The organism is Streptomyces sp. TRM68416, from assembly GCF_014596915.1.
Lineage (GTDB): Bacteria > Actinomycetota > Actinomycetes > Streptomycetales > Streptomycetaceae > Streptomyces.
The window spans coordinates 43,609-59,691 of record NZ_JACVWU010000023.1 but is presented as its reverse complement, the minus strand read 5'-3'; the positions used below and the strand labels follow the sequence as shown (position 1 = coordinate 59,691).

The window sequence follows — 16,083 nt, the reverse complement described above, 5'->3', positions numbered from 1 at the left end:
TCCTCGCAGGCGCATCTGGCGGGACTGGTGTGGCGCAGGTGACGGAAGAGTCACCCCAGGAGCCACCGGACGACCACCCCACCCACCCCCACCCCTCACCCCCCACCGGCCGCCCGCCGCTAAGCCGACCCGGCGTGCAGGCGAGGCGCGACCGCGCCCCCGACCCGGCCCGCCCCGCAAGTCACGCCCGCCCGGACCCCGGTCTGGCCACCCGTCTCTCCGGGCCGCCCGCTCGCTTCTCTCGCGTGCTGGAGCGACCCGAGTCAAGGGTCGGCCGGAGGCCGATCGCCGAAGGCGACGCGTAGCGCCCTTTACTCGGGGCGCGGAAGCACGACACTGGCCAGGAAGCGGGCGGCCCACCCCGAGACACGGCACCTGTCAGCTGTCGGCTGCATCGCCTTCGGCGGTGTCGATCGGCAAGGCGATGACGAACGCGCCCTTGCCTTGCACCCCCTGAACATCTGCCCCCACTCCTCGCAGGCGCCGGGCACGTGCCGTGGGGCCGGTCACCCGGCGGAGGCCAGGCGGCGTCGGAGTTCCTCCTCCGAGACGTCTTCGATGTGGGTCAGGAATACCCAGACGTGTCCGGAGGGGTCCTTGAGAATGACGGTGCGGTCGCCGTGGAACATGTCGGTCGGCGGCTGGAGAATCTCCGCGCCGGCGGCCTCCGCGCGTTCCGCCAGGCTGTCGACGTCCGGCACGAAGACGTGCAGCGTGACGGACGTACCCCCGCCGAGCGAGGTCGGCGCCAAGAAGGAGCCGACCCCCGCCTCGTCCGCGGTGGCCTCGCCCAGCATCAGCACCGACTGTCCGACGGTGACCTCGGCATGCAGAACCCCGCCACCAGGAGCATCGACCCTGAAGTCCTCATGGGCGCCGAAGGCCCGCTGGTAGAAGTCGATCGCTGCGGCGGCGTCGTCGACCATGATGTGCGGGATCACGGCGTAGCGGTAACGGTCGGGAATCTCGACGTGGGCTGTGCTCTCGGCCATGGCGAACCTCCTTGAAGGTCACCGCAGTAGGTTCCTGCGGATCAGGCATGAGCACGAACCTAGAAGCTCAAGTTTGGTTCAGGTCAAGGGATGTCACCGCTGAGAGACCCGCCTCCGGCGTCCACGTATGCTGCCCGACGCCCTGCCCACCCGCTGCCCCTCGGAGAAACATGCCCCTCGTCAAGCTCCTGAGACCCGCCCTCATAACCACCCTCCTCGCCGCGGCCACCGCCTGCAGCGCATCGCCTGCGCCCGCGCCGGACCAGTCCACCGTCTCCGCGACCAGCACCGCGACCAACTCCGGTTCCGCAGAGGCACGTCGCTCCGCGGATGCCACCCCGGTGGCGGCCTCGATGCCGGATCTCACCGGCGGCAACGCCGGACGCGTGCGGGAGCAGATGGGTGCCGAGATCGACATGATCTTCGAGGACGCGAGCGGACAGGGCCGCCCGGTGGACGACCCGTCGGACTGGAAGGTCTGCAACTCCCAGCCGGGCCCGAACCAGCAGATCATCGACTTCCCGGTGGTTGTCGGCGTGGTACTCACGTCGGAGAAGTGCGAGGAGCCGATGCCGGAGTGAACGGGGGCCGGGAACTGGAACTCACCCGCCCACCCACCATGCCTGACCCGCCCGCCACGCAGGGGATCGACGCACGCTGAGCTCAGAAGCTCGCGCCCTCCGTGTCCGTCCCCACCTCCACCCCCACCCGTACCCCAACCCGCAACCCCCACCTCTCCATGACCCCCGCCTCGGCCTCCAGCACATGCCGGGCCCGCAGGCGCGGCCGCCCGAGTCGTCCGGGGCGCATGGTGCGTACGGAGATGACGGTCAGCCGTCGATCGAGATAGGCGACGTCGATGGGGATGCGCATGCCGAAGGTATGCACGCTGTTGGCGGGGGTGACCAGGAGGGCGCCGTCCACGCGGTCCCTCCCGAGCAGCCCGCGCGTACGGGCGCGATAGGACGAGGCGATCTCCAAGGGAAGGGAGGCGTCGCCCGATTCGCCGCCCTGGACTATCAACTTCCCCCGCCCGTCACGCCATTGCTGCTGCATGACCGAGTACCTCCCCGATCCGAGCAGCGCTACGCATACCTGGCCGCACCACCCGGCCGCACCACCCGGTCGTACACGCCTGCCGTCAGTCGACGTACGACTCCAGCGTGCCGCGCCGCCGCACATCCAGCGTCGCGCAGTGGAACGAGCCGCCGAAGGGCGCGTAGTGCAGCAGGTCGCACGGCACCGGCTCGAACCCCCACTTCTCCAACGCGCGCAGCATGCCGGTGTGGTGCCGTTCCGCGATCACGCGCTTCTCGTCGAGCATGAGGACGTTCATGCTGAGCCACTTCCCGCACATCGAGGTGACCTTGAGCAGGGTCTCGTCGAGCGGATCGGGCGGCGGCGCGACCAGTACGTCCCACGACCGCAGCACGTCGGGCAGGCGGTCGACATCGACGTACTCCGGATTGACCAGGACCTTGCCCGGCGCGAGCGGGATGAGCGTCGTGTCGATGTGCATGGGTGCACGGCAACGGCTCTCGACCTCGTGAATCCGGTACCCGGGCCCGAGGTGACGCCGCAGCCACTCGATGCCCATCCGATTGGTGACGTTGCTGCGCGTGACGAACAGATCGCGCCCCGCACGTACGAAATCCGCCGCGTCGAATACGGGCTCGAACTCGGTGAGGATGTACCGCATGGGCTCGCCGGGCGCCGGGACGCGGAAGTCCTCCGTGAAGAGCTCGTCGGTGAGCTGCGGCTTCGGCGCCGCCGTCCAGCGGGCGCCGCGCCGAAAGTAGTCCTTGAGCAGTGAACGATACGAATGCGTCTCGAAGTACCGGCAAGGCCAGGCCATCGGCGTCTCGATGATCTCGTCGCCGACCACGAGCATGCTGTCGCGCGGGCAGGTGTTGCAGAAGCCGCGCGAGGACCAGTCGGGCGTGCCGAACCGCCGACGGTGATCGACGGGGTCGGGGCGCCGCACGGTAACGCCCGCGCCCTCCAGCAGCTCGACAAACTGATCCAGCTCCTGCTGCGCCTGCTCGACCAGCATCCGTGGATACCGCAGGCCGGAGGCGAACCCCTGCAAGCGCGCCGCCCACGTCGGAAGGTTGCAGGTCACGACCGGGTGGCCGGAGGGGATCGTCGCGCCGTCGAGGCACCCGACGATGACCTCCTCCAGCGGATCCCACTCGTTGTGCGAATTGACAGGCGCAACGACGGGGTCGGTGGCGTGGACGGCCACGACTGAGGGTTCAACTGCCATGCTCCACCGCTTTCGGACGCAGAAGTCAGCAACCCCTACTGAACCCGAGTTACCCAAAGCGAAGAATCAAACCAGGATCGTCCTCGCGCAACGCCGCGTTCGGCTCCATCGGCTTCGAGCTGTAGCTCGCGAATGATCGAGTGGACTTGAGCATCGGCGCCGGTGGGTACGTGAACAGGGTCATGGAACCCTCCAACCCGGCCCTCTCGCGACCAGGTCGATTACCCTCCGTGGCAGCTCGATTACCTGAACCCGGCGGAGTTCCGGCGGGAGCTGATGCCGGAGTTCAACACCAGCCGGTACGGCATCATCATCCCCGCGTCGCTGGAGCGCCGGGGCTGTGTCCGCACCTTCTGGGTCGGACGGTTGTTCCGCATCTACCCGCTGTGGGCCGCCGTCGTTACCGCGCTCCTCGCCGCCAACCACCTTGCTCCAAGAGTTGCTGGGGACGCCCAGCCTGCTTCTCGTGCGGGGGCGTCGTGGGCGGCGTGCTGGCGTTGAGCTGATTGGGTGCTCTTGGTAACACCACGAGCACCCAACGCAAGGAAACGTGACATGCAAGAGACGCACCAGGAGCGTCCTCGGGGCGGTTACGGCTGGGGCGCTGATGGCGGCGGCCAGTCCGGCCGTGGCTCACGCCCAGCCGTCGCAGAGCGGTGACCCGACGCCGGTGGTGCGCACGGACATCCAGTCCGCAGCAGTTGTGAGTTACTGGGTCAAAAACTCCAAGTCCCGGAAGTACCTGCAGCCTTCTGGCGGTAGGAGTGCCGTCGGCGCCAAGAGCACAGCGGCAAGAAGCCAGCGAAGAAGCAGCTGACCAGAGTGCCCTCGGGCCTCATCCATCTTCACTGAGCTTCTTCGGGTCGGTCACCGGTCGGGTGATGGACCATGAAGCGCAACGAACGAGGCGTCCGAGCTGTTGATCGAGGTGCCTGACGCCTCAATCACGTTGCTCGGAGGCCTCGTTGGTCATCCACCCTGCCGCACTTGATCTGCCGCATGCGTTCGTGGAGTGGGTCACCGTGCTGGTTGTCACCCGTGAGGGCGGCCGGCGCCGCAAGCCCCGTCCGTCTCGGCGGGCGTTGGCGGCACCCTGGAGCGGCAACGCTGGAGAAGCTCACTCGAAGCGGAACGCACTCTTCGCACATGTTGCGCAACCGTTATCGCTCAGTCCTGTCTCCAGGCAGTCGATTTACCCTCAAACGCCACACCCCTTGACAACCCCGGCCTTGGTGTCGCTGCACCCGCTGGATAGCTTTGGTTCGCTCAAGAGAAGCCTCGTCTCACCGGGAGCCGACCGTGAACCGCCGCCCCACCCTCCTCGCAGCGCTCGCCCTGACCGCCGCTGCGGCCCTGACGCTGTCCGCGTGCGGGAGCGACGACGACAGCCCCGAGAGCAAGGACAAGATCGCCGGAGCCGACACGGGGGCTGAGAAGTCTCCGTCCCCGAGCGCCAGTACGCCGGAGCCAGGCGATCGGCCGAAGATCAGCTTTCCGTCCGACGCCAAGAACGTTTTCGAGGACCAGAAGACGGGCGACGCGACGAAGGATGCGGTGCTTGCGGACAGCGCTCTGGCCGTGAACGCCGTGGATGAAGCGATCTTCGAAGGCAACACGGACACCAAGGCGCTCGGTTTCTACAACACGGGCAAAGCCCTCGAATCGTCGATCACCTTTGTGCAGCAGTACATCGATGGCGGCGACACGTGGGTCGGGGTGACACGTTACTTCGACTACAAGGTCACCCTCTCCGGAGCGGACAAGGCCTATGTCACCTACTGCTCCGACGAGAGCAAGTCCTACATCAAGAACAGGAAGACCGGGAAGGTCGACAAGACTCCTGCCACTGCCGACTCTTACGTGCTGTACAACACCAGCCTCACCAAGAACGGCGATGGAGTCTGGCAGACCACCAACATCGCGTCGAACGGGGGAGACAAGGCGTGTCAACCGTAAGGAACTCTGCGAGAACAGCAACGGTCCTGACGCTCGTATGCGCGACCGTCTTCGCTGCTCAGACAGCCTTTGCGCGAGGAGGCTACGACAACAACGGCGGTACGGAGCAGAACGCCGACGTCGATGGTGACACCGTCTCTGTGACTGCCGGCGGTGTCGTGTTCGACCGTTCCAAGAACGGCAGTGGGAGGTCGGCGGGTGCGTTGACGTCGGCCACGTCGTGGACGCCTCCGCCTTGTTGGTTGGCTCCGAAGTACACGCCTGAGCAGCTGCAGAAGTATCTGGAGCCGATTTGGGAGGCGGGTTCGACGGGGCATCAGTGGGATGCCGAGCAGCGTGAGAAGTACAACGCGAATGACGAGGAGAAGGGCTTCAACAAGGACAAGTCCGGTGAGGGGTATTGGTGGGGTGCGTACGTCAATGACAAGACGTTCCCGCCGGGGTGGGACTCCTGTTACGGCAAGGAGTACTTCTGGGTGGACACGGGTGATGCTCCGCCCGCCGATATTGAGAACGCCGTCACCCCGGAGATTCTCGCGGAGCTGGCCTATGCCGAGATCCGTGTTCCCGGTACCGAGGTGACCCTGGCGCCTGCGAACGCCACGAAGGTGAATCTTCCGACGTGGGCGTGGCTGGATGCGGCGGAGTTCAAGCCGGTGTCCGTGACGGCTTCCGTGCCGGTGCTGGGGATCCAGGCGACCGCGACGGCGGAGCCGGTGTCGCTGAGGATCGAGCCGGGCACGGCCGATGCCGTTACCTATCCGGCGTCCGGCGTGTGCCAGATCAACGACGGTCGTATCGGTGAGCCGTATGCCAAGGGCAAGGCGGACCGGACCCCGCCCTGTGGGGTGAAGTACCTGCGCTCCTCCGGTGAGGGTACGTACCCGCTTCAGGCCACTGTGACCTGGAAGATCGAGTGGACGGGTAGCGGCGGTACCGGCGGTGACCTTCCCGACGGCAGCTTCGGTGCGGAGCAGGACGTCGTCGTCCAGGAGATCCAGGCAATCAACCGCTGAGGTGTAAGCACGGAACCGATGGCGGCCATTCACTCATGTGGGTGGCCGCCATCGGCTTCTCGGTGCGCTCGTGGTCAAGCGGGGGATGGTGAAATGGCCTTCTCGCCACGCCAGTTGACAGAATTCACCCTGGCCTCACCACGCAGCGCTGGATAGCGTCGGATCACTCAAGTGACGCCTCCCCGTAGGAGTCGACGGTGAACTGCCGCCCCAACTCGCTCGCAACGCCTCATCTGACCGTTGCCGCGGCTCAGGCGTTGCCCGCGCGCGGTAGATGCGATGACAGCCCCAAGCCCCAACGCGCCGAAGGTCTGTGGACCGACAGGGCAACGCTACGGGGGCGTTATGTCCGGTGAAGGTGACCACACTCGGGCTGATCTTGGCGTGATCAAGGAGATGGGTGTCGGGCTCGGTCGAGTGAGAAAGGCCTTCGAGGGGCTTGAGAAGCTCGGCGGCAAGTACGGGGATGACTTCGGGCACAGGGGCCTCGCCGACAGGTTTGAGGATTTCGCCGACAGCTGGGAGATCAACCGAAAGAAGCTAGCGGAAGAGGTCGAAGTGCTGGCCGAGATCGCCAAGACGGCGGCGAAGGCATATGAGGACATCGACCATCAGCTGGCCGAGGCGATCCGGAATGCCAGGGACCCCAAGTCGGCAAAGAAGGGGAAGTGAGGCGTGTCTCCTCGACCTCGCGATTGGCACCCGTTGGCGGGCAGCGACCCGATCCCGGGTGACCCCGATCAGGTTGCCGCGCTCGGCCGCCAACTAAGGAGAACTGCCGAGGAACTGGAGCGTCAGATCCGGAACCTCAACGCCATTGCTGAAGTCGATTCATGGGACAGCAAGGCCGGTAAGGAGTTCCGCGAGAAGGCGACGGGTAACGTCAAGAAGCTTGAGGCTGCGCTGACGAGGTACGAGACCGCAGCGGATGCTCTTGGTGACACGGTGACGGAGGTCGGTGGTGGTCACCAGGACAAGGTTCACGCCAAGCTCACGAATTATGCGACGGATCTGAATCGAGCGCAGGAGATCGCCGATGCGGCCCTCCGGGAAGCCAAGGACGCGGAGGACCGCAAAGGCGCGGCCCAGCGGCGTTTGGGCGACTCCTCGGACAAGGACACGGCAGACAAGAAGAAGCTGGAGGAGCAGCGAGATCTCGCCGGGGACGAGATCGACGCCGCCCGAGCGAAGATCACCCAGGCCAAGGAAATTCGCGACAGCGCAGCCAAGAAGGCCTGCGAGGCACTTGAGGACCTCGCCAAAATCAATGACTCATTGAAGGATGACTTCTGGGACAAGTTCGACGACTGGATCGACACGATCGGGTCGCTCGCAGAAGCATGGGCCACCTATTTAGGGGTCGCAGCGCTTGCAGTCGGCTGGATTCCTATTATTGGCCAGGCATTAGCTGGCCTTTTGGGTGCCTTGGCCACGATCCTCTCGTTGGTGAGTGCCATTTCCACGGTCATCCAGGTACTGCGGGGAGATAAAGGACTGAAGGATCTGGCCTTCGCTGTGCTGGGGATTGCCATGATGGGGGTTGGGAAGGCCTTCGCGAAGGTTGCAGGGAATTACGTGAAGACGGCACTCGGTAGCATGGATAGGGCCGGTGCCGCCAAGACCGCTGCGCAGGTGGCGCGGGCAAAGAAGAAAATGAACAAGGTAGCAGGGTCCAAGATGAAATGGGAGATGGGGGCCCTGAGAGAGTCGCTTGGGAAGAAAATGGAGCCGTTCAAGCTGGAGCCTGGAGACGGCTGGAAGTCCATGAAGGAAGCTGTGACGGAACCCTTTTCTCCCAAGGCATGGAGCGAAAACCTCAGAACGCTGAAGCCGGGTAGTGGCAACTACGGAGCGGCGTGGGGAAAGGTCGTAGTCCGAGGCGACGGTAACGCAGTGCTAGGCGTGGGGCGTTCCCTTTCGGCTGCTGACCCGGGCGTTGCTTCGCATCTGAAAGACGTCAAGTTCGCTACTCAAGGGCTCGACAGCTATCCAGCCGTCAACCAAATCTCGAAGACAGCAACCGGAGTGTCCTTGGCGGGCACCGCGGTGACGTCTGTGGGGATGGGCCTGGACGGTAATCTGAACCCACTCCTGGACTGAAAGGACCTTGATGGTGGACGCCAATGAGGCAGGTTCGCCGGTCGGCGACCAAGTGACCCGATTCGAGTTCCAGCCGGGATGGATCGACCTGACACTGGAACACAGGATTCAAGCCGAGGCGGTTGGCCTTGCGGGTGCGGTCATGGGCCGTTTCAACCGTCTTGAACGCACAGTCGACGACCGTGCGTTGTTGAACGACCTGGTGGAGCGGGCACTCTTCCTCAACTCGGACTCCCCCGATCTTGCTGCCGCCTATTACACGCCGGGTGGTGTCGGGCTAGCAGATCTTCGAGTCGACTCGTTTGGTGCGGAAGACGATCCTCGGACGTCTCCTGCCGAGGTCGTGCCGCTTCTGTTGGACTGGTCCAACGCCAAGGTCGTCGGTGAACCCGACATCAGATACCTGGACCTGGACGCGGGCCCCGCGGTCCGAGTTCAGGCAATGCTGAAGTCCAAGCGAATGCTGGGTTTCGGAGCGAAGCTGGCCGAGCTGGTCAGATATGCCGTTTTCCCTCCTGGGGTGAGTCACATGGTTGTAGTCACTGTTACTTGGCAGAGCATGGCTGCGTCAGATGAACTCGTGCGGCTGACCGATGAGTTGGTGTCGACTATGCGTCAAGTGTCAGTGGATTCCGAGGGGAATGAACTTGGCCGGAGCGACTGATTGGTGTGGAAGTGAAGCGCGCTGAAGAATTCTCCACCCCTCCATCCGACTACCACCTGATCGTCCCCGACGGCTGGTTTCAGATCTCGCTCGATCCGGAGGAGCGGGATCGATGCATCGTCGCGCTTGCCGATCTGCAGTTCCGGGGTGTGGACAATGCGCCGCACCTCAAGCAGGAGTTGATGCGCGATCTCCAGAAGCGGGCCAAGAGCGCATACGGAATCGGCGGCACTGAGCTCTACCTCTCTCTGCTCACCGCCGGTCCCGTGCCCTTGGCTTCTTCGCTGCTCATCAGCGTCCCGGCCGCCGACGAGTGGTCCCCTTGCTCGGATGCGGACGAACTGGCGGAGCACCTTGCCCAGCGGAGGGCCGGAGAGAACACCGAGGTCGGTGTGGCCCAGTTGGAGGTGGCGGGTACGGCCGTGCGGGTCCGGCGCCGTGACGCCCCGGATCCCGAGAACCAGATGGGCAACACCCTTCCGACCACGACGCTCACGTACTACGTGCCAATTCCGGCCACCGATCGGTGGCTCATGCTGAACTTCTCCACTCCGGTAGATCCCCTGGCAGACCAGATGGTGCGCCTGTTCGACACGGTGGCCGGCACGTTGCACTGGTCGTGACAGCGCCCCCGGGGTTGCTCAAAGCGAAGATTCAGACCTGGATCTCCTTTGCTCGTTCATAAGTGGAACGCCCTCTTCGTTCGCGTTATGCAACCGTTACCGCTCGCCGCTGTCTCCAGGCAGTCGATTTACCCTCAAACGCCACACCCCTTGACAACCCCGGCCTTGGTGTCTCTGCACCCGCTGGATAGCTTTGGTTCGCTCAAGAGAAGCCTCGTCTCACCGGGAGCCGACCGTGAACCGCCGCCCCACCCTCCTCGCAGCGCTCGCCCTGACCGCCGCTGCGACCCTGACGCTGTCCGCGTGCGGGAGCGACGACGACAGCCCCGAGAGCAAGGACAAGATCGCCGGAGCCGACACGGGGGGCGAGAAGTCGCCGTCCCCGAGCGCCAGTACGCCGGAGCCCTCCGAAGAGCGTCCGAAGATCGAACTGCCCGCGGACGTCACGTTCAAGTTCGAGTGGAAGAAGACCGGCGACTCGGACAAGGACGCCGTGCTCAGCGACGCCGAACAGCGCATCAAGGCCGTGGACATGGCCATCGCCGAGCAGGACCCGCTCCACGAGGCGTACCGCTTCTACTCCGAGGGCACTGCTGCCGCCGGCAGCCAGAACTACATCCAGGGCTTCGTCGATCACAAGGCTCGTACGACCGGCTTGACCAGGTACTACAACGAGACCTTGTCCATCAAGGACGACGGCACCGCCGCGCTCGTGTACTGCGAGGACCAGAGCAAGGCCTTCAACAAGTTCCTGAAGACCGGCAAGACCGACGTCACTCCGGTGACGAAGGACAGCTACGTCATCTACGCCAGCACGCTGCGCAAGAACAAGAACGGCGTCTGGGTCACCGAGACCCTGAATTCGCAGAGGGGGAGTGCGAAGTGCCAGCCCTGATCCGGAGAAGAAGGCTGCTTGTTGTCTCAGGAGCCATGGCCCTGGTCCTGGCCGTCGCCGGCCCGGCCCAGGCGGAGAAGGGCTTCGGTGACACCGATGGCCAGCCTGCGCCGGGCACTGGCGCCGACGTCGATGGTGACACCGTCTCCGTGACTGCCGGCGGTGTCGTGTTCGACCGTTCCAAGAACGGCAGTGGGAGGTCGGCGGGTGCGTTGACCTCGACCACGTCGTGGACGCCTCCGCCCTGCTGGCTGGCTCCGAAGTACACGCCTGAGCAGCTGCAGAAGTATCTGGAGCCGATTTGGGAGGCGGGTTCGACGGGGCATCAGTGGGATGCCGAGCAGCGTGAGAAGTACAACGCGAATGACGAGGAGAAGGGCTTCAACAAGGACAAGTCCGGTGAGGGGTATTGGTGGGGTGCGTACGTCAATGACAAGACGTTCCCGCCGGGGTGGGACTCCTGTTACGGCAAGGAGTACTTCTGGGTGGACACGGGTGATGCTCCGCCCGCCGATATTGAGAACGCCGTCACCCCGGAGATTCTCGCGGAGCTGGCCTATGCCGAGATCCGTGTTCCCGGTACCGAGGTGACCCTGGCGCCTGCGAACGCCACGAAGGTGAATCTTCCGACGTGGGCGTGGCTGGATGCGGCGGAGTTCAAGCCGGTGTCCGTGACGGCTTCCGTGCCGGTGCTGGGGATCCAGGCGACCGCGACGGCGGAGCCGGTGTCGCTGAGGATCGAGCCGGGCACGGCCGATGCCGTTACCTATCCGGCGTCCGGCGTGTGCCAGATCAACGACGGTCGTATCGGTGAGCCGTATGCCAAGGGCAAGGCGGACCGGACCCCGCCCTGTGGGGTGAAGTACCTGCGCTCCTCCGGTGAGGGTACGTATCCGCTTCAGGCCACTGTGACCTGGAAGATCGAGTGGACGGGTAGCGGCGGTACCGGCGGTGACCTTCCCGACGGCAGCTTCGGTGCGGAGCAGGACGTCGTCGTCCAGGAGATCCAGGCAATCAACCGCTGACTCGACCACACCGCGGCCCTGCGCTCGGAACGCGACGTACTCGCCGATGTGGCGCAGGGGCCGCAGGGGCCGCAGGGGCCGCAGGGCATCTACGTCGCCACCGTCGGGTCAAGTGCTTCGTTTCCGTGCCGGACACCGCGTAATTACGTTGCTCGCTCGTGTCGGCATGGGTAACAAGGGCCTCATGACAGAACTCGGCGCAGTCTTCCGTCCCCAGCTGGCCCCCGAACGCCTCCGGTCCGTCGCCCGTATCGCCGATGAAGCAGGACTCGACCAGCTCTGGCTCTGGGAGGACTGTTTCCGGGAAGGAGGCGTCTCCACGGCAGCCGCTGCGCTTGCCTGGACGGAGCGGGTTCGGGTGGGGATCGGGCTGTTGCCCGTGCCGCTGCGGAATGTGGCGGTCACCGCGATGGAGGCCGCGACGCTGCACCGGATGTTCCCCGGGCGCCCGATCCTTGCCGTGGGGCACGGGGTGCAGGACTGGATGGGGCAGGTGGGGGCGCGGGTCGAGTCGCCGGTGACGTTGCTGCGGGAGCATCTGCTCGCTCTGCGGGGGCTGTTGGGCGGGGAGCGGCTCAGTACGCGGGGGCGGTACGTCACTCTCGACGACGTTGCTCTCGACTGGCCGCCCGCCGGACCCGCTCCGGTCATCGCCGGTGTCACCGGGCCCCGTTCGCTGCGCCTCGCCGGTGAGGCCGCCGACGGGACCCTGCTGACCGCCTCCAACACGCCCGACGCCGTACGTCGGGCGCGGCAACTCATCGACGAGGGACGGGAGTCGGCCGGGCGCAGCGAGCCTCATCACCTCGTCGTGTACCTCCTGGCCGCCACCGGGCCCGACGCAACCGACCGGCTGCAGGCGGAGTTGAGGGAGGAGGGGCTCGCCTCCGTTCCGGGGCTCGGTGTCGCGGGAGACGCCGGTGCCGTGGCCAAGGCCGTGCAGCGGTACGCGGAGGCAGGCGCCGACGCGGTGGTCCTTCAGCCGACGGGCGACGAACCCGACCCGGAGGGGTTCGTGCGGTTCGTCGCCGAGGAGGTACGGCCACTCGTGCCGTGACGGCCACGGCGAGGTCGTCGACGCGGCGGGGCGCGTGGGGGCTCAGGTCCTCGGCCGATCCCCCGTAGCCCCGTCGATCAGCTCCCGCAGGATGTCCATGTGGCCGGCGTGGCGGGCTGTTTCCTCGATCATGTGGACGAGGACCCAGCGGAGGGAGACGTCCTCGTCCCGCCAGTCCGGCCGCCCCAGGTCGTCCAGGGACAGGTCGGCGATCGTCCTGTCCGCCGCGGCGCGGGCGCGGCCGTAGAAGGCGATGATCTGGTCCGTCGTCTCGCCCTGGTCCGCGCGCATGTCCTGGTCGGTGTACGGGTCGAACCACAGTGGCTCGGCCTTGCCGCCGAAGGACTCCACGAACCAGCCGTACTCCACCGATGCCAGGTGCTTGACCAGGCCCAGCAGGTTCGTGCCGGACGGGGTCATCGGGCGGCGCAGTTGTTCGTCGTCCAGGCCCTCCAGTTTCCACAGGACCGCGTCCCGGTGTCGGTCGAGGCCGGCTCGCAGTGTTTCCTTCTCGTCGGCTGTGTACAGGGTCTTCGGATCAGAGGTCGTCATGCCGCGAGAAACTAGCAGCGGGTACTGACAACTCCTTGCGATCATCAACCCCATGGACATGGGACAGGAGCAGGGGAGCAGCCGCAGCGGCCGTCGGTCGTTCGAGGATCTCGTTGCCGAAGGGGTTTCCGTCCCCACCGAAGGGTGGGACTTCTCCTGGTTCGACGGGCGGGCCAGCGAGGCGCGGCCGAGCTGGGGGTATGCCGTGTCCCTGGCGGAGCGGCTCGCCCGGGCGAGTGCCGCCCTCGATCTTCAGACCGGGGGAGGGGAGGTCCTGGACTTCGCGCTCGGGCGTGCGCCGAAGGCGCCCGTGCTGCTTGTCGCTACGGAGGGTTGGGCGCCCAACGTCGCCAAGGCCACCGCGCTCCTGCGTCCCCGCGGTGTCGCGGTCGTCGCCGCGCCCGAGGACGCCCCGCTGCCCTTCGCGGACGACACCTTCGACCTCGTGTCGAGTCGGCACCCGGTCCGGGCCCCCTGGGCGGAGATCGCCCGTGTGCTGCGGCCCGGCGGGACCTACTTCGCCCAGCACGTCGGGCCGCACAGTGTCTTCGAACTCGTCGAGTACTTCCTCGGCCCGCAGCCGGAGGACGTGCGCGACGGCCGCCATCCCGACCGGGAGCGGGCCGACGCCGAGGCCGCCGGTCTGGAGATCGTCGACCTGCGGGCGGAGGAGCTGCGGGTTGAATTCCATGACGTCGCCGCCGTCGTTCACTTTCTGCGCAAGGTGATCTGGATGGTGCCCGGCTTCACCGTCGAGGCGTACGAGCCCCAGCTGCGTGCCCTGCACGAGCGGATGGAGAGCGACGGGCCCTTCGTCGCCCACAGCACCCGCCACCTCTTCGAGGCCCGCAAGCCTTGCTGAGGCCTCGCTGAAACCTCACTGAATCCAGGCGCGCGGGCGTCGGGCATCGCGGAGTGGCCGGGAATGGTCGCTGGAGCCGTCGCGCGCCCGCCCTGTGCCAGGTGTTCTTCGCCGTCGTAGGCGCATGCCGGAGCGCTGGGCGGACGGAACGTGGCCTGGTGTCCAGGGCGGGGCGGCCTACACGATGCGCAAATACGGGCAAATCGTGCTCAGGGTCATGCTGACCCTGTGTATCCAAGGGGTAGCTGTGTTTTCACATTGTTATTACTGGCGACTCGCATCAATCGCGCTGATCGCGTAAGTTCAGACCAAGGTAATTCGCGCCAGCAAAGCTGCGCGGGCGGTGCCGCGCAGTGGAGGGGGCTGCGCGACGCCGTACCTACCTGCGAAACGCCGGGGCGGCAGGGGAGCCGCGTCGGCGTCAAGCAGACGTTCGCTGCCGGGGTCACCCGGCTGGGGGATGTGGGGACAACTCGCCCCACCGGAGTTCAAGGCCCGCCAAAACCGTCGCTTCTCGCCCCATCCGGCCCGATCTCCCCTGGAAATCAGCCGTGTTCCGGCCATGTGTCCGCCCCGAAAGGGGCGCTTTGCGGCCACCCGGGCGTCGTCGGCCGACTTCGGAGAGTAGTTGTCTCGCGCCGATGCACGCAGCATCACTTACGAAGGGTTATGGTGGAAACCCCCCCTCGGGCCGGTCCGTCTCCCCCCCACGGACCGGCCCGTTTTTTGTGCTCCCGCTCAGTCCGGCTCGCCCACCTCTCCGCCGTGCCCGCCCACCTCTCCGTCGTCCTCGCCCACCTCTCCGCCGGGCCCCGCACCCCCAGTCCCCGGCGAACCGGCGCCGCCGCCCCCGCCGTATCCCCGCACTCACCGCCACCATCCCCGTACGCCCCTCCCCCCTCCCCTCCGTCCCTCCTCCCCTCCGTCCCTCCTCCCCCCATCCCCCTCCCCGCCCCCACCCGTTGGCGGCCTTCCGCCCCAACAGGGGTAGGCTTCGGCCCCTGGGGCCCGTCGTACCGGGCCTGCGGGGGACCGCCACCCGGGCTGAGACCGCCCTCGGCCGCCGAGTCGAGGCCGTGTCCGTCCGATCCGCACGGAGGGGCTGACAATCACGTGAACCTGCGCGACAAGCTGCGCGGCCTGTTGGTCAGGCTGTACGCACGCCGGGTGGAAGGTCACCTCGACCACGCTCAGGTGCCCAAGCACATCGGCGTCATCATGGACGGCAACCGCCGCTGGGCGAAGGCCGCGGGATCCAGCACCGTGCACGGCCACCGGGCCGGGGCCGAGAAGATCGAGGAGTTCCTCGGCTGGTGCACGGAGACGGACGTCGAGGTCGTCACCCTCTGGCTGCTGTCGACGGACAACTTCGACCGGCCGCAGGAGGAACTGGGCCCCCTGCTCGGCATCATCGAGGACGTCGTCCGCACCCTCGCCGGCGACGGCCGCTGGCGCGTGCATCACGTCGGCACCCTCGACCTGCTGCCGGCGCCGATGCAGACCACCCTCAAGGAGGCCGAGGAGGCCACCGCACACGTCGAGGGGATAGTGGTCAACGTCGCCATCGGCTACGGCGGCCGGCAGGAGATCGCCGACGCGGTGCGCTCGATGCTGCTGGACGCGCAGGACAAGGGCACCTCGATGGACGAGCTCGCCGAGGCCGTCGACATCGACATGATCGGCCGCCACCTCTACACCGGTGACCAGCCCGACCCCGACCTGGTGATCCGCACCAGCGGCGAGCAGCGGCTGTCCGGCTTCATGCTCTGGCAGACCGCCCACTCCGAGTACTACTTCTGCGACGTCTTCTGGCCGGCCTTCCGCAAGGTCGACTTCCTGCGCGCACTGCGCGACTACGCGGCCCGCCACCGCCGTTACGGCGGCTGAGGCGGCACACGCCAGGGGAGTTCCCGCGTACCCCGTCCGGTACGGAAGTAACAAAGAGTTCACCAACGCGCCGTCATATGCCGTGGCATGGCGGCGCGTGTTCGAGGGCATAAGCCAAGCAGGTCGACACTCGAACCACGGGTGTCGGATCTCAGCGGGCGGCGCCGGAGCCGTCCGCCCGGGAGGCC

The 16,083-nt window shown here is 66.4% G+C and carries 16 protein-coding genes and 2 pseudogenes; 14 read left to right on the top strand and 4 right to left on the bottom strand.

Going from position 1 to position 16,083, the window contains the following annotated elements; genetic code table 11:
* Positions 1 to 506 precede the first annotated feature (506 nt).
* Positions 507 to 992, bottom strand: coding sequence for a VOC family protein (locus ICC28_RS31045; protein ID WP_188292094.1), 486 nt, complete (start codon positions 990 to 992; stop codon positions 507 to 509).
* Between the two features lie 170 nt (positions 993 to 1,162).
* Here ICC28_RS31045 and ICC28_RS31040 point away from each other — a divergent pair, with 170 nt between their 5' ends.
* Positions 1,163 to 1,573, top strand: coding sequence for a hypothetical protein (locus tag ICC28_RS31040; protein WP_188292093.1), 411 nt, complete (start codon positions 1,163 to 1,165; stop codon positions 1,571 to 1,573).
* A gap of 82 nt (positions 1,574 to 1,655) precedes the next feature.
* Here the strand turns inward: ICC28_RS31040 and ICC28_RS31035 are convergent, their stop codons facing one another.
* Positions 1,656 to 2,048, bottom strand: coding sequence for a DUF192 domain-containing protein (locus tag ICC28_RS31035; RefSeq protein ID WP_188292092.1), 393 nt, complete (start codon positions 2,046 to 2,048; stop codon positions 1,656 to 1,658).
* A gap of 85 nt (positions 2,049 to 2,133) precedes the next feature.
* Positions 2,134 to 3,258, bottom strand: coding sequence for an amidinotransferase (locus ICC28_RS31030; RefSeq protein ID WP_188292151.1), 1,125 nt, complete (start codon positions 3,256 to 3,258; stop codon positions 2,134 to 2,136).
* Between the two features lie 276 nt (positions 3,259 to 3,534).
* Here ICC28_RS31030 and ICC28_RS31025 point away from each other — a divergent pair.
* From ICC28_RS31025 to ICC28_RS30975, 11 genes and pseudogenes are all read left to right on the top strand, one after another.
* Positions 3,535 to 3,727, top strand: a pseudogene (locus ICC28_RS31025) (acyltransferase); the annotation flags it as partial.
* Between the two features lie 496 nt (positions 3,728 to 4,223).
* A pseudogene (locus ICC28_RS31020) lies at positions 4,224 to 4,349 on the top strand (IS5/IS1182 family transposase); the annotation flags it as partial.
* Positions 4,350 to 4,557: 208 nt separating this feature from the next.
* Positions 4,558 to 5,214, top strand: a complete 657-nt coding sequence (locus ICC28_RS31015; RefSeq protein ID WP_188292091.1) for a hypothetical protein — start codon at positions 4,558 to 4,560, stop codon at positions 5,212 to 5,214.
* Positions 5,202 to 6,230 carry a hypothetical protein gene (locus tag ICC28_RS31010; protein ID WP_188292090.1) on the top strand — a complete coding sequence of 343 codons (1,029 nt, stop codon included), beginning with the start codon at positions 5,202 to 5,204 and terminating at the stop codon, positions 6,228 to 6,230. The genes ICC28_RS31015 and ICC28_RS31010 overlap by 13 nt, the downstream gene beginning before the upstream one ends.
* Positions 6,231 to 6,614: 384 nt before the next feature.
* Complete coding sequence (locus tag ICC28_RS31005; protein ID WP_317454133.1) at positions 6,615 to 6,902, top strand: hypothetical protein; 288 nt, start codon at positions 6,615 to 6,617, stop codon at positions 6,900 to 6,902.
* 33 nt (positions 6,903 to 6,935) lie between these two features.
* Positions 6,936 to 8,330: a hypothetical protein gene (locus ICC28_RS31000; RefSeq protein ID WP_223189970.1), complete on the top strand. Its 1,395-nt coding sequence runs from the start codon at positions 6,936 to 6,938 to the stop codon at positions 8,328 to 8,330.
* A gap of 10 nt (positions 8,331 to 8,340) precedes the next feature.
* Positions 8,341 to 8,994 carry a hypothetical protein gene (locus ICC28_RS30995; protein WP_188292087.1) on the top strand — a complete coding sequence of 218 codons (654 nt, stop codon included), beginning with the start codon at positions 8,341 to 8,343 and terminating at the stop codon, positions 8,992 to 8,994.
* A gap of 5 nt (positions 8,995 to 8,999) precedes the next feature.
* On the top strand, positions 9,000 to 9,617 hold the full coding sequence (locus ICC28_RS30990; RefSeq protein WP_188292086.1) for a hypothetical protein: 618 nt from the start codon (positions 9,000 to 9,002) through the stop codon (positions 9,615 to 9,617).
* Between the two features lie 235 nt (positions 9,618 to 9,852).
* Positions 9,853 to 10,512, top strand: coding sequence for a hypothetical protein (locus tag ICC28_RS30985; RefSeq protein WP_188292085.1), 660 nt, complete (start codon positions 9,853 to 9,855; stop codon positions 10,510 to 10,512).
* Between the two features lie 35 nt (positions 10,513 to 10,547).
* Entirely contained in the window at positions 10,548 to 11,537 is a 990-nt protein-coding gene (locus ICC28_RS30980) for a hypothetical protein (protein WP_223189968.1), read from the top strand.
* Positions 11,538 to 11,721: 184 nt separating this feature from the next.
* Complete coding sequence (locus ICC28_RS30975) at positions 11,722 to 12,594, top strand: LLM class flavin-dependent oxidoreductase (RefSeq protein ID WP_188292083.1); 873 nt, start codon at positions 11,722 to 11,724, stop codon at positions 12,592 to 12,594.
* Between the two features lie 42 nt (positions 12,595 to 12,636).
* On the opposite strand, the gene ICC28_RS30970 is transcribed toward ICC28_RS30975, so the two are convergent.
* Entirely contained in the window at positions 12,637 to 13,146 is a 510-nt protein-coding gene (locus ICC28_RS30970; protein WP_188292082.1) for a DinB family protein, read from the bottom strand.
* A 52-nt stretch (positions 13,147 to 13,198) separates the two neighbouring features.
* Here ICC28_RS30970 and ICC28_RS30965 point away from each other — a divergent pair, with 52 nt between their 5' ends.
* Together ICC28_RS30965 and ICC28_RS30960 are read left to right on the top strand one after the other, a co-directional pair.
* The gene (locus tag ICC28_RS30965) at positions 13,199 to 14,008 is read left to right on the top strand and encodes a class I SAM-dependent methyltransferase (RefSeq protein ID WP_223189966.1); all 810 of its coding nucleotides are present in this window, start codon (positions 13,199 to 13,201) and stop codon (positions 14,006 to 14,008) included.
* A gap of 1,113 nt (positions 14,009 to 15,121) precedes the next feature.
* Positions 15,122 to 15,895: an isoprenyl transferase gene (locus ICC28_RS30960; protein WP_188292081.1), complete on the top strand. Its 774-nt coding sequence runs from the start codon at positions 15,122 to 15,124 to the stop codon at positions 15,893 to 15,895.
* The last annotated feature ends 188 nt before the right edge of the window (positions 15,896 to 16,083 follow it).

What these genes read in the sequence shown, in the direction of transcription:
- ICC28_RS31040 (WP_188292093.1), top strand. Translation starts at nt 1,163, where the DNA reads ATGCCCCTCGTCAAGCTCCTGAGACCCGCCCTCATAACCACCCTCCTC.
- ICC28_RS30980 (WP_223189968.1), top strand. Translation starts at nt 10,548, where the DNA reads ATGGCCCTGGTCCTGGCCGTCGCCGGCCCGGCCCAGGCGGAGAAGGGC.
- ICC28_RS30970 (WP_188292082.1), bottom strand. Translation starts at nt 13,146, where the DNA reads ATGACGACCTCTGATCCGAAGACCCTGTACACAGCCGACGAGAAGGAA.
- ICC28_RS31035 (WP_188292092.1), bottom strand. Translation starts at nt 2,048, where the DNA reads ATGCAGCAGCAATGGCGTGACGGGCGGGGGAAGTTGATAGTCCAGGGC.
- ICC28_RS30995 (WP_188292087.1), top strand. Translation starts at nt 8,341, where the DNA reads ATGGTGGACGCCAATGAGGCAGGTTCGCCGGTCGGCGACCAAGTGACC.
- ICC28_RS31030 (WP_188292151.1), bottom strand. Translation starts at nt 3,258, where the DNA reads ATGGCAGTTGAACCCTCAGTCGTGGCCGTCCACGCCACCGACCCCGTC.
- ICC28_RS31045 (WP_188292094.1), bottom strand. Translation starts at nt 992, where the DNA reads ATGGCCGAGAGCACAGCCCACGTCGAGATTCCCGACCGTTACCGCTAC.
- ICC28_RS30965 (WP_223189966.1), top strand. Translation starts at nt 13,199, where the DNA reads ATGGACATGGGACAGGAGCAGGGGAGCAGCCGCAGCGGCCGTCGGTCG.
- ICC28_RS30975 (WP_188292083.1), top strand. Translation starts at nt 11,722, where the DNA reads ATGACAGAACTCGGCGCAGTCTTCCGTCCCCAGCTGGCCCCCGAACGC.